The organism is Paraburkholderia domus, assembly GCF_905220705.1.
GTDB classification, from domain to species: Bacteria; Pseudomonadota; Gammaproteobacteria; order Burkholderiales; family Burkholderiaceae; genus Paraburkholderia; species Paraburkholderia domus.
Window position 1 is genome coordinate 362,171 of the sequence record NZ_CAJNAT010000004.1, and the last position, 22,007, is coordinate 384,177.

The 22,007-nt window shown below is 59.3% G+C and carries 22 protein-coding genes and 1 pseudogene; 15 read left to right on the top strand and 8 right to left on the bottom strand.

Features of this window, described 5'->3' with window-relative positions; translation table 11 throughout:
* Positions 1 to 325: 325 nt before the first annotated feature.
* The 3 genes from KHO31_RS11865 (at position 326) to KHO31_RS11875 (ending at position 2,750) form a co-directional block, all read left to right on the top strand.
* Positions 326 to 1,480, top strand: coding sequence for a helix-turn-helix transcriptional regulator (locus tag KHO31_RS11865; RefSeq protein ID WP_236071198.1), 1,155 nt, complete (start codon positions 326 to 328; stop codon positions 1,478 to 1,480).
* A gap of 522 nt (positions 1,481 to 2,002) precedes the next feature.
* Positions 2,003 to 2,299: an SIR2 family NAD-dependent protein deacylase gene (locus KHO31_RS11870; protein WP_201084027.1), complete on the top strand. Its 297-nt coding sequence runs from the start codon at positions 2,003 to 2,005 to the stop codon at positions 2,297 to 2,299.
* 43 nt (positions 2,300 to 2,342) lie between these two features.
* The gene (locus tag KHO31_RS11875) at positions 2,343 to 2,750 is read left to right on the top strand and encodes a hypothetical protein (RefSeq protein ID WP_201084026.1); all 408 of its coding nucleotides are present in this window, start codon (positions 2,343 to 2,345) and stop codon (positions 2,748 to 2,750) included.
* A gap of 75 nt (positions 2,751 to 2,825) precedes the next feature.
* Here KHO31_RS11875 and KHO31_RS11880 read toward each other — a convergent pair whose 3' ends face one another.
* Positions 2,826 to 4,088 (bottom strand): hypothetical protein, encoded by a 1,263-nt coding sequence (locus KHO31_RS11880; protein ID WP_201084025.1) that lies wholly within the window; start codon positions 4,086 to 4,088, stop codon positions 2,826 to 2,828.
* Positions 4,089 to 4,378: 290 nt separating this feature from the next.
* Here KHO31_RS11880 and KHO31_RS11885 point away from each other — a divergent pair, with 290 nt between their 5' ends.
* The gene (locus KHO31_RS11885; protein ID WP_201084024.1) at positions 4,379 to 5,212 is read left to right on the top strand and encodes an SIR2 family NAD-dependent protein deacylase; all 834 of its coding nucleotides are present in this window, start codon (positions 4,379 to 4,381) and stop codon (positions 5,210 to 5,212) included.
* A 101-nt stretch (positions 5,213 to 5,313) separates the two neighbouring features.
* Here KHO31_RS11885 and KHO31_RS11890 read toward each other — a convergent pair whose 3' ends face one another.
* Positions 5,314 to 6,318 carry an NHL repeat-containing protein gene (locus KHO31_RS11890; protein ID WP_201108457.1) on the bottom strand — a complete coding sequence of 335 codons (1,005 nt, stop codon included), beginning with the start codon at positions 6,316 to 6,318 and terminating at the stop codon, positions 5,314 to 5,316.
* A gap of 527 nt (positions 6,319 to 6,845) precedes the next feature.
* Between KHO31_RS11890 and KHO31_RS11895 the strand changes: the two genes are divergently transcribed.
* The 3 genes and pseudogenes from KHO31_RS11895 to KHO31_RS11905 all read left to right on the top strand — a co-directional run.
* Positions 6,846 to 7,514, top strand: a complete 669-nt coding sequence (locus KHO31_RS11895) for a methyltransferase family protein (protein ID WP_211623368.1) — start codon at positions 6,846 to 6,848, stop codon at positions 7,512 to 7,514.
* A gap of 517 nt (positions 7,515 to 8,031) precedes the next feature.
* Positions 8,032 to 8,724, top strand: coding sequence for a phosphatase PAP2 family protein (locus tag KHO31_RS11900; protein ID WP_201084042.1), 693 nt, complete (start codon positions 8,032 to 8,034; stop codon positions 8,722 to 8,724).
* A gap of 106 nt (positions 8,725 to 8,830) precedes the next feature.
* Positions 8,831 to 9,139: pseudogene (locus tag KHO31_RS11905) on the top strand (SOS response-associated peptidase family protein); the annotation flags it as partial.
* Between the two features lie 577 nt (positions 9,140 to 9,716).
* Here KHO31_RS11905 and KHO31_RS11910 read toward each other — a convergent pair.
* Positions 9,717 to 10,076 carry a hypothetical protein gene (locus KHO31_RS11910; protein WP_236061679.1) on the bottom strand — a complete coding sequence of 120 codons (360 nt, stop codon included), beginning with the start codon at positions 10,074 to 10,076 and terminating at the stop codon, positions 9,717 to 9,719.
* 246 nt (positions 10,077 to 10,322) lie between these two features.
* Entirely contained in the window at positions 10,323 to 10,547 is a 225-nt protein-coding gene (locus KHO31_RS11915) for a CDGSH iron-sulfur domain-containing protein (RefSeq protein ID WP_063496116.1), read from the bottom strand.
* A 176-nt stretch (positions 10,548 to 10,723) separates the two neighbouring features.
* Between KHO31_RS11915 and KHO31_RS39695 the strand changes: the two genes are divergently transcribed.
* A complete protein-coding gene (locus KHO31_RS39695) occupies positions 10,724 to 10,855 on the top strand; it encodes a hypothetical protein (protein WP_268961908.1) in 132 nt (43 codons plus the stop codon).
* Between the two features lie 128 nt (positions 10,856 to 10,983).
* Positions 10,984 to 11,142 (top strand): hypothetical protein, encoded by a 159-nt coding sequence (locus tag KHO31_RS11925; RefSeq protein WP_211623370.1) that lies wholly within the window; start codon positions 10,984 to 10,986, stop codon positions 11,140 to 11,142.
* Positions 11,143 to 11,376: 234 nt separating this feature from the next.
* Here KHO31_RS11925 and KHO31_RS11930 read toward each other — a convergent pair whose 3' ends face one another.
* Positions 11,377 to 11,637 (bottom strand): transcriptional regulator, encoded by a 261-nt coding sequence (locus KHO31_RS11930; protein ID WP_211623393.1) that lies wholly within the window; start codon positions 11,635 to 11,637, stop codon positions 11,377 to 11,379.
* A 427-nt stretch (positions 11,638 to 12,064) separates the two neighbouring features.
* Here KHO31_RS11930 and KHO31_RS11935 point away from each other — a divergent pair, with 427 nt between their 5' ends.
* The 3 genes from KHO31_RS11935 (at position 12,065) to KHO31_RS11945 (ending at position 15,628) form a co-directional block, all read left to right on the top strand.
* Positions 12,065 to 12,382 carry a hypothetical protein gene (locus KHO31_RS11935; protein ID WP_201086489.1) on the top strand — a complete coding sequence of 106 codons (318 nt, stop codon included), beginning with the start codon at positions 12,065 to 12,067 and terminating at the stop codon, positions 12,380 to 12,382.
* Between the two features lie 361 nt (positions 12,383 to 12,743).
* The gene (locus KHO31_RS11940) at positions 12,744 to 14,342 is read left to right on the top strand and encodes a SagB/ThcOx family dehydrogenase (protein ID WP_211623372.1); all 1,599 of its coding nucleotides are present in this window, start codon (positions 12,744 to 12,746) and stop codon (positions 14,340 to 14,342) included.
* 737 nt (positions 14,343 to 15,079) lie between these two features.
* Entirely contained in the window at positions 15,080 to 15,628 is a 549-nt protein-coding gene (locus tag KHO31_RS11945) for a hypothetical protein (RefSeq protein WP_236061676.1), read from the top strand.
* A 67-nt stretch (positions 15,629 to 15,695) separates the two neighbouring features.
* On the opposite strand, the gene KHO31_RS11950 is transcribed toward KHO31_RS11945, so the two are convergent.
* Both KHO31_RS11950 and KHO31_RS11955 read right to left on the bottom strand, forming a co-directional pair.
* Positions 15,696 to 16,400 (bottom strand): SH3 domain-containing protein, encoded by a 705-nt coding sequence (locus KHO31_RS11950; protein WP_236071201.1) that lies wholly within the window; start codon positions 16,398 to 16,400, stop codon positions 15,696 to 15,698.
* A gap of 500 nt (positions 16,401 to 16,900) precedes the next feature.
* Entirely contained in the window at positions 16,901 to 17,581 is a 681-nt protein-coding gene (locus KHO31_RS11955) for a hypothetical protein (RefSeq protein WP_201084018.1), read from the bottom strand.
* Between the two features lie 226 nt (positions 17,582 to 17,807).
* Here KHO31_RS11955 and ppk2 point away from each other — a divergent pair, with 226 nt between their 5' ends.
* The 3 genes from ppk2 (at position 17,808) to KHO31_RS11970 (ending at position 21,077) form a co-directional block, all read left to right on the top strand.
* A complete protein-coding gene (gene ppk2 / locus KHO31_RS11960; protein ID WP_211623374.1) occupies positions 17,808 to 18,623 on the top strand; it encodes a polyphosphate kinase 2 in 816 nt (271 codons plus the stop codon).
* Between the two features lie 359 nt (positions 18,624 to 18,982).
* Positions 18,983 to 20,731 (top strand): SulP family inorganic anion transporter, encoded by a 1,749-nt coding sequence (locus KHO31_RS11965; RefSeq protein ID WP_201086487.1) that lies wholly within the window; start codon positions 18,983 to 18,985, stop codon positions 20,729 to 20,731.
* Positions 20,732 to 20,822: 91 nt separating this feature from the next.
* Positions 20,823 to 21,077 (top strand): RNA-binding protein, encoded by a 255-nt coding sequence (locus KHO31_RS11970; protein ID WP_201084015.1) that lies wholly within the window; start codon positions 20,823 to 20,825, stop codon positions 21,075 to 21,077.
* Positions 21,078 to 21,429: 352 nt separating this feature from the next.
* Here the strand turns inward: KHO31_RS11970 and KHO31_RS11975 are convergent, their stop codons facing one another.
* Positions 21,430 to 21,879, bottom strand: a complete 450-nt coding sequence (locus KHO31_RS11975) for a hypothetical protein (protein WP_236071204.1) — start codon at positions 21,877 to 21,879, stop codon at positions 21,430 to 21,432.
* Positions 21,880 to 22,007 lie beyond the last annotated feature (128 nt).

Sequence of the window (22,007 nt, forward strand, 5' to 3'; positions counted from 1 at the left end):
AAATCTGCGTCCTCGAATGATTCCCGATCAGCCACTCGCCCAACGAGCCGGGTGGTGGCTTGTCGTGAGAGGAGCCGACAGGGACAGGAGCGCTCCGATGGCGAAAATGTGTTAGCAGCCTGGACAGCGTTTCCGCGTCAATGCGATGCCGCGTTCTTTTATCACCGAAGAACAACGTCAATCCCACCTCTACCGAACCCTCATACTCGAATTGTTTGCCCTTTCCCAGTGTATAAGCCGTTGGCATAGGCCCCTCCATAGCGTCGAATTGAATCGGCAGTCTAGTCGTGCATCAGGACACGACATGTCCTGATTCTCGCTACACTTGAAAGCCGAGAAACCATCACGCCCAGCGTCGGGCTTCCAACCATTTTTTTCGCGCTACCGAATGCCTTCCAATCCCAGACTCGTCGAAGCTCTGTTCCGCCTGTTGCCGTACGTCGAGGACGAAAATGACGAAGCTAAGGCCGCAAGCGCCGGAATTTCAATGTCCGATCTGCTGGCCCGTCTCGCGGCCGAGTTCGACCCGAAGCCCAATGAGCGAACGGTACGCCGCGCGCTAGGCGACATGAGCGAACTGGTCAGCCATGTCGGCCACACCCGCGGAGCGCGTTGGTTCAAGACCAGCGCAAACCCGTTGCTTCGGGATGAACGAACCATGAGCGCAAATCTGGCCATTGCGCTATGCGCACTCAATCGGGTTGCAGCCCGGCAGCTTCCGGCTGTGGTTTTAGCCGACTTGCAGCCTTATTTCGAGCGGGCAACAGCGACGCTCGCCCTTGAACGTAACAATGAACGAGCGAAGCGCGGGCGATCCTGGGCGAGCAAAACGCTCAGAATCGACAGCACTCAGCCTGTGCTTCCGCCGCCCGTCGACGCTGGCGTTTATCAGGCGGTGACTCAAGGTCTGCTTTACGACCTGAAGCTGTCGTTTCGCAACCGGCCGGCAGGTCAAACTGAACCGGGCGAACGGGTCTATCGGATGAGTCCACTCGCACTCGTCGATCGGGCCGGCGTGCTCTACCTGATTGCTTGGGGACCGGATTCCCCAGGCAATCAATTCATGTTCCGGATGGATCGACTGTCTGACGTACGCGTATTGAGCGAGCCCGCCGATCAGGACCCCGCATTCGACCTGACGAAGTACGTTGAGACAGAGAGCAAGTTCCACTTCATGCCGGAGCCTGAGGTCGAGTTGAGGCTGCGCGTATACGAAAGTGCGAACGGCGAGCAAGGCAGGCGCTCCTCCCACATGCTTCGGGAGTTCCGGCTGTCGAGCGATCAGGGACCCGTGGAAGAGGGCGAAAACCACTCGTTTGTCCTGACGGCGCGGGTGAAGCCATCCGTAATGCTTCGTCAGTTTCTGCATAGTCATAGCGACTCGATCGAGATCCTCGCGCCGCAGAGCTTGCGCGATGAGTTCGCCCAGCGAGCACGCAATCTCCTGAAACGCTACGACGACGCCAGCGTAGTTCGATAAGCCGAGCCGGTCTCTCCTCGCTCGCCGCGACGACATTCGGACACCGTGTGGCCCATTCGTTCCTTAAGGTAACGGTTCGGCCGCCAATGCTCGTGCGGCCGCCGAGCAAACGAAAGTCCGAAGGAGAAAAATTGCGACGCGAACACCTGAAAACTACGCATGGATTTCCCATGGGTTCCATCAGTTCTGACGACGAAGGTCGGCAGACAGCAAGCGATAACGCCGGGCGGATCCTCGGCCGATACGAACCCGCAACTGATGTCACGCATACGCCGTCGGGTCGTCCGATAGGGAGGGGCAACTTTCTTGCCGCACTGATCAGTCGGGCATGGAACGAGCGCAACTGAACTAGCGGGCGGCGCCGCAAACGCGGCTGGAATCACGGGGTAATCGACAATGTCAACGAACAGTGAAGTTCTACGCGCCGCGGAGTGGCTCAGAGTGGACATCCGCAGTTGCCGGCTGCTTTCGCCGCTGCCTCGATGTCCGTCGTGCGGCGGCGTGGCGCGGCCGAACATACTGATGTTCAACGATTCCGAATGGATCGAAGATCGCAGCCTTCGGCAGGAGCGCCAATTCTCCGCGTGGCTGGCGCGTGGTCCGCACCCGCCGACGGTGCTGGAGCTAGGCGCGGGGCGCGCCATTCGCACGGTCCGCCGTGTGGGCGAATATCACGCGGGTCGGCTGATCCGGATAAACCCGCGAGAATTTCAACTCGAACCTGCAATGGGCATCGGTATAGCCGGTGCCGCGCTGGAGGTGCTCGAGTTGTTGGACGAGCAATTGCGCAACTCAGCGGCCGGCGATCAGCCGACGTGAGCGTAACGCCTTGGGAAACCGCAATCGAAATGGAGATGCCTTCATGCCTCTTATGATCGAACACATCGACGCGATCGCCCGCAAAAAAGGACGTGACGTGCTGTACCTGGAGTTTTTCCCGTTGCCCGACGCCGCGTCGTCGCATTATGAGTCGTCGCTGAGCCGTAGGGAGATCATTCGCTGGCTGGACCAGAATTCGTTTTCGTGGGAGCCGTGTGGCGATTGCGCGTCGGAAACGACATTCCGCGCCTATGCCGGTCAGCTTTATATTGACGTTCTGTTCGACGAGGGCGATCCGCGGTACCGGCGACTCCAAACCTTCCTCGAATATCCGGACGGCACTATGCGATTCGGTGGCACCAGGTTCTTCGTGGTGTCGCTAGAGTACGCAATGCGCAACCGGCACCACGACGAACCCGGTTTCTGGGACAGCGTCGCGGACAGGCTCTAGTTGTGCTCCGCGCCAGGCGCCCAAGTGTGCACCTGGCGCCAGTGCTGGTGCGTTAAAGGTACCAGGTGGACAGTTTCAGTAGCCATCCATAAACAACACCATTTCTACCTGCCGAAGCGTCCATGGTTCAGGTTGGGCGCGCGGGGCCGCTGTTATTTCTTCGCGCGCATTCAGTTCATCGCGGATGGCGCGAACGAGGGCACTGCCGGCAAATACGCTAGCCCAACTTTTGTACCCGATTCCCCAGCCTTTTACGTGGTATTGGGGCGGCGGCGTCCGGCTACCCCCGCGGCCAGGCACCCGGCCAATCGCCTTGAGGTAGCCCGGGACAGTCTGAACGCTCTGCGCAACGAGAAGTCGATCGATGCGCCTGATCAACGAATGAGCGACGCGGCTGTCCCAGATCACTAGTGTGCCTTCCGGCTCCAGGTGCGCGGTGGCGAAGGCGGCGACCTTGGTCCAACCACTGTTCATCAATGCGCCTGGCAGCGCTTTGTGCTGGGTCGCCGACATGATCACCGCTTCGACCGTTTTATCGTCGAACTTGCGCTGCGGCACGCCGCCCCATGAGAAGACCTGGTCCGCGAAGCTGATCGCCTGTGCGCGCTGCGCGCTCGTCCAACTGCCAACCGTGGTCGCCAGCTCTTTTGCCAACGTTAATAGTAGCGCGAGGTCTCGCACGGTGGCGTGATAGCCGACCTCCGGCCGCGGCCAGAAGTAGTGGTCGAGACGTGTACGCCAGCCGCTTATCGGGGCGCCGAGCGGCCCTTTGCGAAAGACCGGTTGGAACGGATCTGTTTCGATGTCGGCAACCAACGCTTTGATTAGATCCGCCGGGATATCGCACGGCGGCACAGATAGCGCTGCTGGCTCCGTGGAGCAACCTTTTATAGGCTGAGCTTTGGCCTTGTCCTCGGGAATGTCGAAGTCGGATTGCTCGAAGATAGCGATTCGCGCTTCCAGATCGAGATCGCTGATGGCTCCGACGAGGCGCTCGCGGCCATACTCGGTCAGGCATACCCCATCGACCTGCCAGAGGGTGCGGGGATTAATCGTCGTGGTGGTTTGCAGAAGACGCGCGTTCGTTTGGAGCATAGGCCTTGTGGCCTGAGCGGTATTCCAACACGTGGTCTTTGTGAGCGCACGGCACAAAACCTCCAGCGAGAACTGCGCCCCCTTGTCCCACAACACTGCAAGCGGCTCTCTGGAACTTAGCCGCGGTATCGCGTCGATGGCTGGATCGCGCCCCTCTCCAAATCGCTTGAACCAGAAGTCCCATGCTGCGAGGAAACGTTGCTCTGGAATCTCGCAGTTTCCCGCGTGCGGAAGCAAAATCAAATCTTCTTCTCCTTATGAAATCTCGCCCCAAAACGTATTTGGCTAGCGCGAGTCATATACGTCCTTATGGACGATATCGGCAAATATCGGGGGCGACTTGAATCGGCGGCGAGCAACGCATCGCCTCTTACGGCGAAAGTGGCCTTAGAAAACGAGCCTTCAGCATGTAATTGCGTGTACCGGATGCGCGGGACCCGATCACCATAATCCGGAGGCCAAAACGGACACGAATTGGCCTGATTGATCTTTACGCTAACTCCCTGTTGAACGCTTAACAAGGAGGGTGTGAGATGAATACGACTCGGTCCGTGCAAGAAGCATCCCGGCTGCTCCGGGATGCAGATGCCCTGATCATCGCCGCGGGAGCTGGAATGAGTGTCGACTCGGGTTTGCCGGACTTTCGCGGCTCGCATGGCCTCTGGACCAGCATGCTTCCGGAGGGAATGAACGAGCGCGATATCGGCTCATTGACCCAAGGTGATATCTTCAGACGCGACCCGCTCGCCGCATGGCGTTTTTACAGTCGCGCGTTGCAGGTGTGCACCCAAACCGTTCCGCACCCGGGGTATCAGACGCTGCTTCGCTGGGCTCAAGACATTCGCCACGGCGCGTTTGTCTATACGAGCAATGTCGACGGTCATTTCCAGCGCGCAGGATTCGCCGAAGAGCGTGTGGTCGAGTGTCACGGATCGATCAACTTCATGCAGTGCAGTCGACCATGCTCGCCTGCGATCTGGTCGTCGAGCGATCTTGCGGCCTCACTGGGCGACGCCGACCGCCTGACCAGCGCCGGATTGCCGCGTTGCGGCTGCTGCGGCAGTTTCTCGCGGCCTAATTTCCTGATGTTCTCCGATAGTGCGTGGCTGGGCGCGCGCACCTTCGCACAGCAATTGCGGCAGGAAGTGTGGCGCGGTCAGATTCGAAACCCCGTCGTTGTGGAGATAGGCGCTGGCCTCGCGGTACCGAGTGTACGGATGTTCGCGGAGAGCCTCAGAATGCCGTTGATTCGGATCAACCCTCGTGACGCCGAGATCGGAGAAGGTGCGGGTGTTGCGATTCGCGGCTCAGCGCTGGAGATACTGAGCCGCATTGACGAGGCGCTGGTAGCTCAGCGGAAGTCATGATGATTTCGGGGCTTATCACTGGCCCTGAATGTCCGCTCTCGCACCAGCGACCCGCAACGGACCGTCGAATAAACCTTGCGAAGGTCCGCTAATGTTAAGGGTTATTCGATGCCTCCTCTCGACCGGACCGCGATCCCGCCCTGGGTGACTGGACCAGAGGTGGAGTCCTCGATGACCTGAGACGGCGCCACATTGCCCCTTGCCCCCGGCGCGAACGCGAGAATGCGCAGGTTCGGCTCGGCAACAAGGACCCGCCCGTCCGAGGAGATGGCGATCTTGTTTCCCGGCAGGCCAGAACCAGTGATTCCCGTGGCTGGACCGCTGATTGTCCGTACCGGCGGCACGTCGCCGTTCGCCTTGGCGGCGAAAACGCTCACCTGGATCTGCGTCAGGTCCGTGGTCTGGTTGTAGACGAATAACTCGTCCGTACGCGGGTCGACAGCGATCGTCATGTTGTTCCTTGCAAAAAGTCCGGCCCCCGGCAGCAGGCCGGTTTTGCTACCCGTGAGGCTGCGCAGAAGCGGGGGCGAGGTCATGCTCCGACGCGTGCCAAGCGTGTCGATGATCGCCGCTCCCCGTATGTCATAACCCGCAATCAGCAGATTGTCGTCGCTGTCGATCGCAATGCTCACGTACTGGACGATATTCGGATCGGTAATGTGAATCGGATTGGTTACAGGCCCAGAGCTGTTGGCGGGAGCGACCAGCACCCCCGCCTCCGCGGGGCGAACGGTCAAGACGAAGTCGTTGAGGTGGGAATCCACCGCGATACTGAGCAGGTCATTTGTTATCGTCAACATGAACGACCGACTGGGTGCCTCATTGCCCTCGGCCTTCCGCGGAAAGATGTCGACGGTGCTGTTGGTAAGAAACTGCGCGACGTGAAAGGAGTCCTTCTTGTCGATCACCGTCGCTCCAGCGGTCATGAGGGTGGTGAGCGGCCCTTGCAGCACCTGGCAGGGCTCGGTCGCTCCGTTGGCGCGCAAGGAGTAACCGCGAATCTGATCACTGAGAACGAGGAAGACGGCGTCGTTGGGGCAGGCGGCGTGCGCCAGTGGGACCCCGAACAGCATACTGACGACGGCGACACATAGCGCGGGTTTCATGACATGCCTCCTTGGTCATTTTGTGCGAATGCGCCAATCAAGCATAGACCCCGGGCGGAGGCCGAACGGAGTTCCGCGAGTTGGAACCTGTGTTTTGGCGGGCGATGCGAGGGAATACCCATCGATATCGAACGGTAGTCCGGTGTGCTAACGCGTTATGGCCCCATGTCGCAGTTGGATGGCCGGGTTTTTAACGCATGATTGGCTCGTTCAGGCCAGAAACGAACGGTCGGAACGCCTGTCTGAGCGGTTCAAATTGGCCGGCTGGTGCCTGGGCGCTCGGCGGGAGCCGACCCACAAGGGCCCTTCGATTCGCTTCGGCAAAGTGGTAACCGAGAGTTACACATGACGAAACTTTCGCTGGCATCCGCTGATTACTCGGTCAGGAACCACAGTATCGTGCGCACTCTTGCTCTGCACCACTGTTCCCACCACAATTGCGCTCGCGTTATTGCAATACCTGTCCGTAGTGGGTCTACCGAGATGATTCTTAATGCAGGCCTTCCGGAAGGACTATGCTTTGCGCTATGAACAAGAAATCGATTCGCGACAGTGTGTTTGGCACACTCGTATTCTTCGCCCTCGTATTTACGCCGGCGTGGACGTTCAATTATTGGCAGGGCTGGGCGTACCTCGCCACTTCTATTGCGGCATCTCTTCTCTATACGATCTATCTCATCAGATACGATCCGGCACTCCTGGCTCGGCGCCAGAAAGTGGGTCCGTCGCATGAAAGCGAACCGGCCCAGAAAATCATAGTACTGTTTATCATTATGGCGTTTGTCGCACTTGTCGTATTGCCACCGCTCGATTGGCGACATGCATGGTCGCTCGTGCCGTGGTATGTATCTATCATCGGCGATGCGCTCGTAGTGTTCTCATATTATGTGTTTTATCTTGTCTCCAGAGTCAATAGCTATGCAGCTGCCAATGTGCGCGTGGAAGAAGGACAGAAGGTTGTGGACACGGGCGTGTACGCATGGGTGCGTCATCCGATGTATTTTGGCACGCTATTTTTGATCGTCGGTACGCCGCTTGCGCTTGGCTCATGGTACACGCTCGCGCTGACACCCGTTCTTCTGGCTGTTCTCTATTTCCGCATAAAGAGCGAAGAAAAAGTGCTCGTTCGTGATCTCGTCGGTTATGTCGAATATCAGACCAAAGTGAAATATCGCTTGATTCCGTTCGTTTGGTAACAATGACCATGACAACACTTAAAAGCATTCGATAAGCGGGGCTCCCGCGACACGACAAGTATTGAATCTATTCGCGGTGACCGCTTTGGAGTAAATGGAGGGGTGTGTCGTATCGCTGCGTTTGGCCGGGTGGCGCCACATGCGATTCGCATATCAACTTCGGCATCGCATGACAGCGACCGGCAGCACGCGACCCGGTGCAGACAGTCATCAGCCTGCGAACTGTGCGGCGCGTCTCGGCGTGCAGCGGACATTCGAGGGATGAGATCGTTGGCGGGTCCTCGGCCGAAGCTCGATTGGGTCACCGAAGGACAGCGGGCGGTATTTCCGCTGCGGCTATCGACGCGGTGTTCGTCGGCATATGCCGCCCGAGGAAACTCGCGCAGTAAGCCGTTAGTGAAAGTTGGCGATGAAATTGCGCAGTAAAAGTTGTCAGTGAAAGTAAGCACCAAAAATGTGGCGCATCCAGTGGGCTATGCTAACTTCGATGCGACTAGCTCAAGTTTCTTACAAAGTGATGAATAGCTTCGATTCGTCTATCGAAACCTGTCTGTCCAACATACACTTCGGTCATTTCGCGACCCAATCCATAGCAGCCATCGCCGACCTTTACACCTTCAAAGGCCTCGTACTCATTCCCGTGCTGTGGTGGATGTGGTTCCAGCAGGACGAGCGCCGCGAATGGCGGCGAGAAATGGTTCTCGCGACGCTTCTCAGTGGCCTCGTGGCGCTCTTCGTCGGAAGACTGCTAACCCACTGGTTGCCGTTCAGAGTGCGCCCCGTCTATAGCGCTGAACTGCATCTGCACTTTGCAGGTAGCGATATCAAGGACCCACTGCTGACAAGTTGGAGTTCCTTCCCAAGCGATCACGCGATGCTGTGGATGGCGGTCGCCACCGGGATCTTCCTCGTATGGCGTGGCATCGGTGTGCTGGCGATTCTCTACACCGTGCTGTTCATTTGCGTTCCGCGCGCCTATCTCGGCTTTCACTACCCAACCGATTTGCTGGTGGGCGCCGCTGTGGGAATCGGAATTACCTATCTCATGACGCGAGATGCGATCCGCGTGCGCTACGCGACTCCGGCGCTGCGATGTATCGAACGCAGTCCGGGGCCTTCAGCGATGCTGGCCTTTATTCTGTGCCTCGAACTCGTTACGCAGTTCGACGAATTGCGCAAGCTGGCGAGCGGTGTGCTCAAACATCTATGAACCACGCGTTGCGTTGCGGCGCTGGGAGCGTGTCGGTGGTGGTGCCGCCCGAGCGCGTGATTTTATCGAAGCCAGGTTCATCAACGCGACACGCGTCATTGTGACCGAAACGGCCGATCGCAATGGGGAGAAGCTCGTTTTGCAATTCGACCCGACACCGGCGCAACAGATGCTGGTCGCCTGCCTGTGGTCACGCACGCCAATACCAGGCGAACCCGATCTATGGTCATTTTCTGCAATCACTGACGAGCCGCCGCCAGAAGTCGCAGCCGCCGGTCATGATCGCTGCATTGTTCCGATCAAACCGGAAAACGTCGATACACGGCTCAATCCGAATCTGTCCGATCTGGCTGCGCAATACGCCATCCTCGATGACCGCGAGCGGCCGTACTACGAACATTGGATGGCGGCCTGATGCGCGTGCAATGCCGCGCAGCGGGCGGCATCGCATCTGAAATGCAAAAGCCTGCTTGTACGGGCTTTCCTTGCATATCGATGATTTCACGCCTTAAGTTTTCGCTCAGTGCCCCTCTGTGCAATTTTCGAGCGCCGGTAAATACCGCGGTGTGTATACAGGCAGTCGCCGGCAGAAGTCGACCCGGAGCTGCCTTTCGACCCGGAGTGACCTTTACGGCAGCTCTCCAAGGTGAAACAGCCATTCGTCCCCTAGTGTCTGCCGGCAAGTCATCGGCCATTCAGGCCGGTTGCCGATTGCAGCCGCGTGCCGCCTTACATGATGCGCTGTCTGCCCGCTTTCGAGAACCACGAACGGATCCCGCGGACACGAAAAAGGGGGCGCGGGCCTTGCGGATGCGGGTGACGTTCGATCGGTTTCGGGCGAGACGTGCGCGGTCGAGTTGGTGGCGCTAGCCGGCAATCTCCAGCGCGAGTTCAGCGACATGTTTTGTCCCGGAAGCGCGCGATATCCAGCTCATTTTGTGAAGTCCCGATCTTCTTGCTCGGCCGCGCCTCCCCGATTGCACATACGTTGCTCAATGTGGCTCGCCGAGGCAAGCATCAGCGACATCGACGATCGGCTCGCTGTCGCCATAAGCTTCGTAGAAGCGGTCGACGCACCTTATCTGACCGAAGGTCCACCATGTCCCGGGTGGATCATGACCCAGCCACATCACCGTCGCCGCCGCCTTTGTCCGAAGTCCCCATTGTTGCCAGTCAGAGCCTGTTGGCAAAAAACGACCGTGCTTGTCCGTGTACAAGTTCAGGTCCAGCCCGTATAGCTTCAGGTATGGCGGGTTAAGGAGATCCTCTATAGCAGGCTTTTCGCCACGGGAAATTCGGGCGTTTTCGACTGCCTCGTCCAGCCGAAAATCGCTCATGGCACGGCTGATCACTGACAACTCGAACAGCAGCGGCGCGCCAATTGCCAGGCACGTAACACCTATGCAGAGTACGAGCACCGCAAGAACGCGCCTTCCGGTTAGCGATGTCCGCGACACTCGCGCCTCCCATCGTCTGCTTTTCCTGTATGCCTGCGCGCGCTCGGGCAGCGTGAAACCACGCACAGTCTCCTTGGGACGATGCACAGCCTTGACGCGTGTGCGAAGCCCGCGCCGAACTTGCCGACAGCGCCTGATGCATTAGGGTGTTTCACCTTCCTGCGGCTGTTCGTCAAGATTGCTCTTGAACTCGTACTTCTTGTGCGAACCGTCGCAGAATGGCTTGTTCTGCGAGTGGCCACATCGACACAGCCAGACCTCGTCCTTATCCACCTCAATATTTTTCCCGCCTTGAGTGGTAATCTTGAAGTCGCCCTTGATGTGGTACGGGCCGTCATTCCGGGGGGTAATAATTGCAGTCGCCATTTGCGCCTCCGCTGATTCTGAATCACGCGTTCCGCACACGTTTGGGACACTCGATGCGGCAACCTGAATACAGGTCAATTTCAGTCTATATCTGATACCGCGCGAAGGTCCGGCGAGCGTTGTGGCATCGCACAAAAGCTTGTGGAGAGGTTCGCCGCGAATGGTATGAGGACATCATGATCTGGCTCGCCGATGCGGTGCTCGTGATGCACGCGCTGATCGCGCTTTTTATCGTGTGCGAACTCGCGGCGATCTGGGTTGGCTCCGGCCTCGGTTGGGAAGGTTTTGTCGCGTCAAGGCGGAAGTGATGTTGCTATGCGTGCGGTGGTACGTCGCTTCGAGGGAAAACAGACGCGCAGGGCGAACAACAACCCGCTCTATCTGGTAAAGCGCGCTATGGTATCTAAAGAGACTTTTGGGCCTATTCGCTGTGTCAATGATGATGTTGCAGTCCACCATCGCAAAAGCCGCCGACCCGACTCTCGATCAAATTCAGGCGCAACTGCAAGGACACACCGTCACCATCCGGGGCACCACTTTTGGTGGCGGTAACTATCGGCCACAGTTTCGGGCGCTCGAACTCGACGCCCCGTAAGCGGACGGTCACCTGTGCGATTGCAGGGCGCGACGTGGCAGGGCCACGCTGACACCAGTCAAGACCGCCGCGTAGGCGCATTGGGCTCTGGGATGCCTTGGGGTTACTGATCGAGGCCGCCCGCATCGCTCCGGATCGATAAGGCCACATTACTCCCTCCCCCGCCGTTGATCCGGCTTCCACTTCGCCATACCCGCTTGCTCCGCTCGGAGAGTTCGCCGCAACAGCGGGATCTCATTCCGGCTTATCGAAGACGCCAGCTTCGAGATCCTGTCCGAAATGCTGCACCCAACCGGTTTCGAAGCCGATGGGGTATTCCCTCGCAATTTGTGTTGATAGTCTGGTTACGGTGACATATCCCTGCAGGCCGACGTTCTCGTCGCCCTTGGGGTCAGTCGTATCCGTTTCCAGCAGTTCGAATTCACCTTCTGCCAGTCCCTTGCGCTGCAAGGTCGCCAGGAAAGCCTGGCGTTCATCCGGTTCGATCAGTCGCATCTTCCGCCCTCCCGTCTGTCCGACACCGATATTTTTGGTCCCCTTCACGACGTTGTCATAACCCCAGAACGTTACGCAGTGCCCGAGTGCGTCATAGCTGCGGCTGAGGTTGTGAAAGCCGAATGCCATCCGCTCATCTGGGTCCGATCCTGTCGCAGTCGGGAATCACCAGCGTACAGCTTTTGTGCACGCGCTTGACGGAAAACTGTCCGGACAGTTTTGTCATAGTTCCTGCCATCCTTCATGACCCGTCGCAATTTGCATCGGTGCGCAAAGCGCCCGGGCTCGTATCTGTGCCGATTGCAACGTCCGCTCGCTGGATGAGCCGATGCGAATGGACGGATCAATCCATGCGCAGACCGATAGCAGAGGCTCGTTGGCCACAACAGGGCTACACTCAAAATGGGATAAATTCCGGAGCAATACCATGACCGACGCTACTCCCCAAAGCACATTTCGAGGTCTTCCCCTGACGCCGGAGCAGGACGCAGAAGTCAGGCACTACATAAAGAAAAGAGAGCAGCATGGCGCGCCGTGGGACACGCCGGAGTTGGAGGCCATGCTTCGAGACATGCTGCAGCCCCCGAGCGACGACGACGGAGGACTCGGTTCCACCGTCGACGAAACGAAGGCGGCCACAGAACGCGCGACAGCTTCCATCGACGAGACCATGGAACCCATTGAAGCCTGCGAAGAGCGGAATGCTGCGATGGAAACCGAGGGTATGAGGGGACCGAAGCGTTGAATCCCAGGCAGCGCTCGCGACTGGTGTTGAAATTCACCCTATGCGTTCGGATCGTGGCATGAGCCTGTTTGGGAACCCGGAATCACATCGATCGCGCGGACGTCGTACCCGCGGCGCCCTTTCGATGTCGGCGGTCCCGAATACCTTCGAAGACACCTGAAGGGTGACCTAAGCGCTGGAAACATCCCCCGGCTTTCGTGAAGACAACCCGATTGCCGGGGCATCGCACAGGAGGCGCCGAGCGCAATAGCGGCTTACCGAAGCGCGTTCGATTCCACGACTTGATGACGACCGCGCCCCAACGTCCGGCCAGCCGGTTTTGTACAGCCGCATGTGCGGATATTCCTGGTCTGAGGGGAACATGGACCGGTTAGAGCATGCGATGCTCGAATATCACGAGCGTAGCAAGCATCGCGTCAGTGGCTACGCCCCGGGCCCCGGGAATCTCGACTGGGCAACCCAACCGGATCCGTTCCGGGTGTTTCACGGCGCACCGCGCATTGGTCTGCCGTTAGCCGCGGATAGCCTGACTACACGCTACAACGAACTGCGCTGCGGCGCTTTGCCGCCCGCGCGCAGATTCGATCTTTCCAGTCTGGCAATCCTGTTCGAACTTTCGCTCGGCCTGTCGGCGTGGAAATCCTACGGCACCCAGCGGTGGGCACTGCGCTGCAACCCTTCGAGTGGAAATCTGCATCCAACCGAAGGCTATCTTCTGTGTCCGACTCTGCCCAGCTTGTCCGGTGGGGTCTACCATTACCTGAGCCGGGACCATTCCCTTGAATGTCGCGCTGCAGTGGATGACGAACGATGGAGCGAGGCGTTCCCGCCAAGTGGCGTCCTGGTCGGCATAAGCTCGATCCCCTGGCGCGAGGCGTGGAAATACGGCATGCGTGCCTGGCGCTACTGCCAGCACGATTGCGGCCATGTCATCGCCGCGGTGAGTTACGCAGCGGCAGCGCTTGGCTGGCAGACGCGGCTGGTGGAGGCGGCTGCGGACGACGCAGTCGCCGACCTGCTTGGATTGAACCGCGGAGAAGATTTCGGGAAGGCGGAAGCAGAGGCGCCGGATGCCTTGCTCTGGATCGGCAACCCTGAATTGCAGCCTGATCTTGAGCGCATGCTGATCGCCCTGGATAGCGCACAGTGGCACGGACGCGCGAATCAGCTGAGTCCGGGACACGTGAAGTGGCCGGATATCGATTCGATCCATCGCGCCACGCATAAGGCCCGTACTCGCGAACCAACCTTGCCGGATCCGGAAGAGCGCCCGTCGCCCGCGGCGCCCGCCCTTGATCTCAGCTTTGCCCGGATCGCGCGGCAGCGTCGCAGCGCGGTGAATTTCGACGGTACGACGTGCATCACCAAGGCGGTGTTTTTCAGCATGTTGGCGTGCCTCTCGCCACGTCATGACACGCCGCCGTGGAATGCGCTGGCGTCTCCTGCAGCAGTGCATGCAGCGCTAATGGTGCACCGCGTGGGCGACCTGGAGCCGGGCCTGTATATGTTGGTGAGAAATCCGGGCGCGCTGCCGGATCTCAAGCGGTCTCTACGTCCAGAATGGCTTTGGCAAAAGACCGGCCCCGATCATCTGCCGCTCTATCTTCTGCTGCCTTACGATTTGCGCGCCACGGCAAAGTTGATCTGCTGCCACCAGGATATCGGCGCCGATTCCTGCTTTGCGCTGGGGATGATCGCGGGATTCGGAATCGCGTTGAAGCAGCCATGGCGTTATCGCCATCTGTTCTGGGAGTGCGGCATTCTTGGCCAGGCGCTCTATCTCGAAGCCGAAGCCGCCGGCGTGCGCGCGACAGGGATTGGCTGCTTTTTCGATGATGAAATGCACGCACTGCTCGGCGTGAAGGATCACAGTTGGCAAAGCCTGTATCACTTCACCGTCGGCCGTGCGGTGGACGATCAGCGCCTGTCCACATGTCCACCGTATGAGGTTCAGCCTTGAAGCGAGAACCTCCTGTCCCGATCGTGGTAAGACGGTATTTTCTACGAGCGCCCGGCGATTGAACGTCACACATAGTCCTCGTTTTCCTTATCAATGCGCGGCGAACCAAACGTATTGGCGTGAGAATAAAACGGAAAGCGACTCGCCCCAATACGAAGAATAGAACCGTCGCCAGAAAGCTTGCTTTAAGGTCTGCTCTCCAAGGCAGCGATGGTTGAAAGCATCTATTCGAATTGCATCGAAGCGGACATTTTCGAGTGGTCGCAACTGGAAAGGCATAAGCGGCCGCTTCGACCGAACGTTGCCACGCTAATCTCTGCGAATGTCTCCTTTATGAAGGATTCCGGACAATCTGAAGTGTGCATTCCGTGATCGACAACCATTAAGGGTTATTCGATGCCTGCCATGGGCCACAGGAATGTGACGGTGCCTCTGCGCGTGTTGGCGGGGGGCGAATAACCCTTAACGTCTACCGCCTCAAATCATCAACCCCTGATATTCGTCGTCTGTCGCCGATCTGCCTCGCATCTTCACGCGCAACCTTACCTGCTCACCGCCCGCACAGATCTATACTTGTCGCCATCCACGAGCACGCGAGCGGCGTGGACTCGACCGGCAAGCCCGCGGTTGCCGCGATTGCGAATCTGTCGAGCGCGTCGTCGGTTTCTGACGCACTCAAATCTTCTGCGGCGCGCCGTGTCTAACCCTCATGCATCGCATCGCGCACGAGGTTCGGCATGACACCGCGCAAATCGAAGATCGGCTGTCCACTTGAACATTGCTTGGACGTGTGGCGCTTCACGCGTACTTATGCGTTGACACTTGCCTTGTGCGCCTGCGTTCAACCATGGGATCGCTTCAAGGCGGGCGAGCCGGAATCCGCCGTGACTGCCGCGCTAGGCCAGCCTAAAGAAACCTATGACCTTCCGAATGGCGGCAAGCGTCTGATGTGGCCGACGCAACCGATGGGCGAAACCACCGTCGCCGCGGATATCGACGCGGACGGCAAAGTCGTCGACGTCCGCCAGGTGCTGCAGCCGTTGGAGTTCTATCGCGCGGAGCCGGGAAAATGGACCCGCAGGGACGTGCTCGTCAATTTCGGTCGTCCCGAAGAAACGATGTATCTGCCGCTCGTCAAGCGCGAAGTCTGGAGCTACCGGTACCTGGAAGACAATACGTGGTACCAGCTCTTTCACTTCTATTTCGACGACGCAGGCGTGTTGCGCTCGACGCAAAAGAGCCCGGACCCGCTTCACGATCACGCCGACGATCATCCGTCGAATTGAGTTGCATGGGCGCCAGGCGCGTTGCCATGCGATCGCGAAGCGGTGGCGGGCGAAAAGCGTTCAATCGCTAATGGTTATCCGGCGGATGATTGTGGTCTTCATTGCCGCCGTGCGCCTCGCCGCCGTGCCCACCGGACGGACCGCCCGGATGCACGGCAGCCTGTCCCTGAGGACCGCCCTTCATTTGCCCAGGCGGCTGCGCCGGCCCGTGCCCGTTTCCCGGCTGCGGCTGCACCGGCCCATGAGCGTACCCCGGCTGGGGTTGCGGCTGCGGGCCGCCGTGCATGACCGGCCTCGGGTTCATAGCCGGTCCGCCCGCCGCCGGCGGACCACCATGCGGCGGGGGACCGCCCCGCATCGGCGGCGGATGATTCGCCCACCGGTCCCGGTCGTGATACCAAGGCTGGCCGCGGTAGTAGTGATCCCAGTAAGTTCCGAACGAGAAAGCTACGATCGGCAGCCCGATCTGCACGCCGTAAGTCATGATCGGCACCTCGGTACCCTGGTACGGATAGTCGAGATATTCGCCGTAGACCCAGCCGCGCAGTCCGGGCGCTTCGACGTCGCACCAGCTGTAATCGGAAACGCAACCGTACACCGTAAGCTGCGCGCTCGGCGGCACTTGCGCAACCACCGGATAATCCCCGGACGGACCCGCATAAACGTCCACAGGCTGATTCGTATACGCCAGCGATTGAGCGAACGCCGCGCCGGACAGCGCTATCAGGCAAACGCCCCCCGCGATGGCTCGAATGACGATTTTCTTTTGCACGATTCCTCCCTCGGAAAGAGCGGCCCATGCATGAGGTGCGCTATTGGTTTCGTCCCGGCCATAACCGCGCCTCGATAGCAGGGCCACATTGCTTGGACAATCCTGGTGGCGTTTGAATTGCACCCGACTGTCTGCGCAATTACGGTTTGTCAGCGTTCTTACCGTTCAGCAACTTTCATGCTTTGCCGGTCATGCGTCGAGCTGAGCAAAGAGCCAGTCCGGGAAGCTGCGCAGCTTGGGAAAATCCGCGCGGGATTTGGAGTGCTCTTTTGCCCGACGGTTAGCGGCGAACGCGTGCTATCGACCCTGAGCGGCCTTACGCGCTAGTGAGACGACGACGGCCGTTTCCAAGGTACAACGGTCGTACAACGCCGCATGGCAGCAGGCAGGTGATCGGCCACTGCGGTCGGTTGCGGGTTGCGACCAAGGGCCTTGGCAGTCATCCCGCTTAATGTGATCGTGGCCGCTCGCCGTCGCAGGCTGTTGGTAGCCGCCGCGCATTATCCGCCCAGCGCAATGATCGCCATGGTCAGCGCGACGCCAAGGGCCACCATCGCGAATCCTGCTTTCCATCCGCCGAATCCAGCATGGCGGCCCAGCGCGACGCCAGCACAGAACAACATTGCCAGCGTAAGCACACGCGAAACAATCAAGGCAGTTGAGGTGTCCTTGAACAGGACGAACGGCAACGCGACCGGGAAGGTAGACAAGACGACGATGACGAAAACCCCTGCGGCGCCGATATAGTCTTCGAGCAACAGCCGCGGGCGGTGAGGCAGAGTCGCCGTCGCAGCAATACGCGCCCGGATACGCTCTAGCTCGGTATCGGCAATCAGACTCTTCATCGACTTTGGCAATGCATTGCGGAGCAGGCGGACCGCGGTCGCAGCGTCCGCTTCGTTTGTCACGGCAAGCGCAAGCGTGAGCCGCCTGCCGCGATTTGCCAGGGTGCGTACCAGAAACATCACCGCATCGGCCAGTCCCCATGCGAGGTTGCAGCCAAGTGCCGTGTACAGCATTTTCCGGCCGGCATCTTCTCCGGCCGTGACAGCCGATACGGCGCCGACGAAGGTAAGCGCCATGAACAAGCCAAAGCACCCTTCCGAAACCCGATCTACGGTATCGAGGATCGGTTCGCGCGTTTCAACCTCTTCCTGATGCGTCAGACCGGTAGCGCGCATGAATTCCCCTTTCGCGCATAGCGCCTGGTCACGTTCGTTGCCGGCCAAACTGACAAGCGCGGCGCGTAACATCTCTGGCTAGAGAGCAGTTTCATCAGCGTACAGCGGTCGATTCGGTCACGCTATCAGACCAAGATCGTATTGCAGCTTTTCGTGCTGACGCCTACCCTTCATCTTGAAAGGATTTCCAGAACACCGTAAGTCAGCGTGCACATGGAGACATGGAATGGCGAAGACCCAGGCAAAGAACGACCGGTCCCTGGAAAACAAGCCCTTGTCGTATAAGGAGTACAGGAAAGAGTTGTTCCGGCTGCACGTTGAACTGGTCAAGCTCCAGGAGTGGGTCGTTCAAACGGGGAGCAAAGTCTGCATTGTCTTCGAAGGACGCGACGGCGCAGGCAAGGGTGGCACCATCAAGGCGATTACCGAGCGCGTGAGCCCACGCATATTCCGTGTGGTTGCGCTGCCTGCGCCGACCGAGCGCGAGAAGAGCCAGATGTACCTGCAACGCTATCTGCCGCACTTGCCGGCTGCAGGGGAAGTAGTGATCTTCGACCGCAGTTGGTACAACCGCGCGGGAGTCGAGCGGGTGTTGGGTTTCTGCTCTGACGAGGACGCAGTGAAGTTCTTGACGGCTGTGCAGCTAGTCGAGCAGGCGATCGTCGAATCCGGAATCATCCTGCTCAAATACTGGCTGGAGGTCAGTCAGGAAGAACAGACTCGCCGCCTCGAGGCGCGCATCCACGACGGGCGCAAGGTGTGGAAACTGTCCGACATGGATCTGAAGTCCTATGGCCGATGGTATGACTATTCGCGCGCGCGTGATGCGATGTTCAGCGCGTCCGATACTCAGATTGCTCCATGGTTCGTGGCTAATTCGAATGACAAAAGGCGTGCGCGACTTAATATCATCAGTGATCTACTTCACAAGATTCCCTATGAAGCGATGCCGCGCAAAAGCGTGACTTTGCCCAAGCGGCAAAAGCCGGACGACTATAAAGAGCCGGACCATCCGTTTAATTACATAGCGGAGAAATTCTGACTCTGATGGATCACTGCGGACCAGGGCCATTATGACCGTGCTGTCGCGGCACGCAGTCCGCAGAGGGACGGCAGCCGTGCGAGGCGGCCGCCCGAGACGATTCTGCTAGTCATCGCAAGGTTCGGAGGGCCGGAAATACCGGTCAGACTCGTTCGCACGACAGCGCTGCGCCGCGGGAGGCTTTCCAATGTAGTTCGAATGACGACCACCACCGGTCCTTTGACATCGCCTTCGGACGGCGCGATTCACAACTGCTGTGGTCACCGCTAATGTTCCGCTCACGTTCAGTAGCCAGATCACGCGAACCTGCGTCTGGCAACGCGCGCGAAAATAGTTGCCTTCACGCTCGGCCATGATCGATGAAGCCTGAACGTTCCATCCGCCAACGAAAACTCCACGGCCAGCCTGGTCGCCGGACATTGCGGCTTTCAGCGGGCGGCGTCCGCATACCTTTCCCGGATTGGCTTCGCGATTTCAAGAAGGAGTGGGCACGGCCCGATATCGTCGCCGGGCTGACCGTGTCCGCCGTCGTTATTCCGAAGGCGCTCGCATATGCGACTATCGCCGGCCTGCCGGTTCAGGTCGGGCTTTACACGGCGTTCATACCCATGCTGATCTACGCTTTGCTGGGAACTTCGTGTGTCCTCAGCGTGAGTACAACGACAACGATCGCAATCCTGGTCGCGACGGCGCTCAACGGCGTGGCGTCTGCGAACGATGCGGCCAGTCTGATGACGGCTTCGGCGACGCTGACATGCCTGGTGGGCGCGATCCTGGTCGTCGCAAGACTGCTGCGCCTGGGCTTTGTCGCGAATTTCATTTCCGAACCGGTGCTGATTGGCTTCAAGGCAGGCGTCGGGATCGTCATCGTCGTTGACCAGGTACCGAAACTGCTTGGCATCCATTTTCACAAAGGCTCGTTTTTCCACAACCTGCTCGCCATCGCGCAGGGGGTTCCGCAAGCGTCATTGGTCACTGCGGCAGTCGGCGTGGTCATGATCGGCCTTCTGGTCTCCATAGAACGCCTACTCCCGCGAGCGCCCGCGCCCTTGATCGCGGTGGCGGCGGGGATTGCCGCCGTGAGCCTGTTTGGCTTGCCGGCGCATGGGGTAGCGACGGTAGGCAACGTGCCGACCGGGCTGCCTGCGTTCACGCCACCGGATCCGCGGATGATGATGGCGCTTTGGCCACCAGCCCTCGGCGTCGCACTGATGAGCTTTACCGAAACAATCGCTGCTGGACGGGCGTTTGCGAGAAGTGGCGAGCCGACCCCACAGCCAAACCAGGAGTTGCTAGCGACGGGGCTGGCGAATCTTGGTGGCGCGTTTTTCGGCGCCATGGCCGCTGGAGGAGGGACGACGCAGACCGCCGTGAACCGCCTGTCGGGCGCGCGATCCCAACTGTCCGGACTGGTCACCTCATTTGCCGCGCTCGGCACGATGTTGTTGCTGGCGCCTCTCATTGGGCTGATGCCGGAAGCCACGCTGGCCGCAGTGGTTATCGTGTACTCGGTCGGGCTGATTAAGCCGGCGGAGTTCCGGGAAATCCTGAGCGTCCGGCGCACCGAGTTCATCTGGGCTCTTGTCGCGCTGATCGGCGTGGTGCTGGCCGGCACCCTTGAGGGGATTGTCGTCGCCATCATTGTGTCGCTGGTGGCGCTCGCGCACCAAGTGTCAGATCCGCCGGTTTATGTCCTGGGCAGGAAGCCCGGTACGAATGTGTTCCGGGCGCAGTCGAGCGAGCACCCTGAGGATGAAACCTTTCCCGGCATGCTGATGCTGAGGCCGGAGGGGCGGATCTTCTTCGCCAATGCGCAGCGCATTGGCCAGAAGATGAGGCTGCAAATTACCGCAGTGAAGCCGAAAGTAGTGGCGATCGATCTCGCGGGAATATTCGATTTCGAGTTTACCGCATTGAAAATGCTGACAGAAGCTGAGAAGAAGTTGCGCGAGGAAGAGCGGGTCACGGTCTGGCTCGTCGGATTGAATCCCGGCGTACTTGCGATGGTCCGGCGCTCTCCCTTGGGAGAGACACTTGGGCACGACAGGATGTTCTTCAACATGGACCATGCGGTTGCCAGGTATCACTCCAGCGAGACAGGTGGCTGACGCGACAAATGCATATTCAACGGAGCGATGTGCGCAGGTAGGGGCCAAATTTGGAGAAACGGCGCGCGTTCGTAAATGACAGGAGCGCAAAATGGTATGTCTGATGTTGGGAAACATTGAACCTGGTACCTCCGACGACGAGATCCAGGAATTTTTGGTGAAGTATGGATTCCCGCCGTACGATGAGATCGTTCACGTCCATGGAGAAGGATCACGACCCGCGGTCAAGCTGACCTTCAATTCGCTGGATCCGGAGGCCTTGCGCAAATTACAGCCGCGCATCCATGACCTCTTCTGGAAGAACCGGACAGTCACCGCGAGGGTTTTGAGGGACCACTACAAGTGAGTCGAACCCGTGGGTGACCGCCCGGAATGACAGAAAAACTTCGCGAATCGAATGGCCGTTTGCTGGGTATATCCGACACCTGAGCGTCCGCCAGATAGGGCCGACGAGTGACGCGTCCTGGCCGAACCCGGCCGACCTGTTTGCGCTCTAGAATTGCGGTGGTAGGAATCTATGCGATCAGCAGAAACCGTCGAACTACTTCGGCCGCTCGGCCCGAGATTGCGGCAAAGGCCGCTTTCAAGCTGCAAGGGCCGGTGGGGCTGGCCTTCGAGCGCAGCCTTGACTTCACGGTCTTCCCATCGCATCGGCTTGCAGCGGACACTCATTGGTGACGAATGGCTGAGGTCCGTCGCTACCTGTTCGGAGCCGGCTGGACGCTTTGTTCTGATGGCGGTTCGAGACTGTTTTCCGGGGCCGGCTGGACTTCCTCTTCCGGAAGCGGCTCGATGCTCTGCGCCGCGGGTGGCTGAATGCTCTTGACCACGACGGGCGGCTCAACGCCTGGCACCGGCGCGCTGTGCAGGTCGGTGCTCAGGCCCGTGCCGACATTCGAGGTCGTGGTGCTTGCACTCTTGAGCACGCCGTGCGTATCGAACAGGAACACCGCCGCCGACGAGCGCGTGTCGGCACCGCCAACCAGCGCCCCGATGAACGGAAGAAAGCTCTCAGGATGCGGCCTCGACGTCACGAACATGTAGACGAGCAACGTCGAACCGTCGTCCAGCGCGGTCTGCACCGACGCCGGGCCGAGCGTGGCTGTCACGTCTTGCAGGGTCGTCACGCCACGCCTGAAGCTCGACATCTGTTCCGGCCTCACTTTGACCTTGCCCCTGTTTGACGAATCCCTTAGCCAAGCGAATTATGCGGCTTCACCTTGCTGAGCCGCGAACCAGTTCTTCTCGAATGTCATGGGGCTGACGTAGTCGAGTG

What these genes read in the sequence shown, in the direction of transcription:
- KHO31_RS11870 (WP_201084027.1), top strand. Translation starts at nt 2,003, where the DNA reads ATGTTCAACGATTCCGAATGGATCGAAGATCGCAGCCTTCGGCAGGAG.
- KHO31_RS11875 (WP_201084026.1), top strand. Translation starts at nt 2,343, where the DNA reads ATGCCTCTTATGATCGAACACATCGACGCGATCGCCCGCAAAAAAGGA.
- KHO31_RS11885 (WP_201084024.1), top strand. Translation starts at nt 4,379, where the DNA reads ATGAATACGACTCGGTCCGTGCAAGAAGCATCCCGGCTGCTCCGGGAT.
- KHO31_RS11890 (WP_201108457.1), bottom strand. Translation starts at nt 6,318, where the DNA reads ATGAAACCCGCGCTATGTGTCGCCGTCGTCAGTATGCTGTTCGGGGTC.
- KHO31_RS11895 (WP_211623368.1), top strand. Translation starts at nt 6,846, where the DNA reads ATGAACAAGAAATCGATTCGCGACAGTGTGTTTGGCACACTCGTATTC.
- KHO31_RS11900 (WP_201084042.1), top strand. Translation starts at nt 8,032, where the DNA reads ATGAATAGCTTCGATTCGTCTATCGAAACCTGTCTGTCCAACATACAC.
- KHO31_RS11915 (WP_063496116.1), bottom strand. Translation starts at nt 10,547, where the DNA reads ATGGCGACTGCAATTATTACCCCCCGGAATGACGGCCCGTACCACATC.
- KHO31_RS39695 (WP_268961908.1), top strand. Translation starts at nt 10,724, where the DNA reads ATGATCTGGCTCGCCGATGCGGTGCTCGTGATGCACGCGCTGATCGCG.
- KHO31_RS11925 (WP_211623370.1), top strand. Translation starts at nt 10,984, where the DNA reads ATGATGATGTTGCAGTCCACCATCGCAAAAGCCGCCGACCCGACTCTC.
- KHO31_RS11930 (WP_211623393.1), bottom strand. Translation starts at nt 11,637, where the DNA reads ATGCGACTGATCGAACCGGATGAACGCCAGGCTTTCCTGGCGACCTTG.
- KHO31_RS11935 (WP_201086489.1), top strand. Translation starts at nt 12,065, where the DNA reads ATGACCGACGCTACTCCCCAAAGCACATTTCGAGGTCTTCCCCTGACG.
- KHO31_RS11940 (WP_211623372.1), top strand. Translation starts at nt 12,744, where the DNA reads ATGGACCGGTTAGAGCATGCGATGCTCGAATATCACGAGCGTAGCAAG.
- KHO31_RS11945 (WP_236061676.1), top strand. Translation starts at nt 15,080, where the DNA reads ATGACACCGCGCAAATCGAAGATCGGCTGTCCACTTGAACATTGCTTG.
- KHO31_RS11955 (WP_201084018.1), bottom strand. Translation starts at nt 17,581, where the DNA reads ATGCGCGCTACCGGTCTGACGCATCAGGAAGAGGTTGAAACGCGCGAA.
- ppk2 (WP_211623374.1), top strand. Translation starts at nt 17,808, where the DNA reads ATGGCGAAGACCCAGGCAAAGAACGACCGGTCCCTGGAAAACAAGCCC.
- KHO31_RS11965 (WP_201086487.1), top strand. Translation starts at nt 18,983, where the DNA reads ATGAAGCCTGAACGTTCCATCCGCCAACGAAAACTCCACGGCCAGCCT.
- KHO31_RS11970 (WP_201084015.1), top strand. Translation starts at nt 20,823, where the DNA reads ATGGTATGTCTGATGTTGGGAAACATTGAACCTGGTACCTCCGACGAC.
- KHO31_RS11975 (WP_236071204.1), bottom strand. Translation starts at nt 21,879, where the DNA reads ATGTCGAGCTTCAGGCGTGGCGTGACGACCCTGCAAGACGTGACAGCC.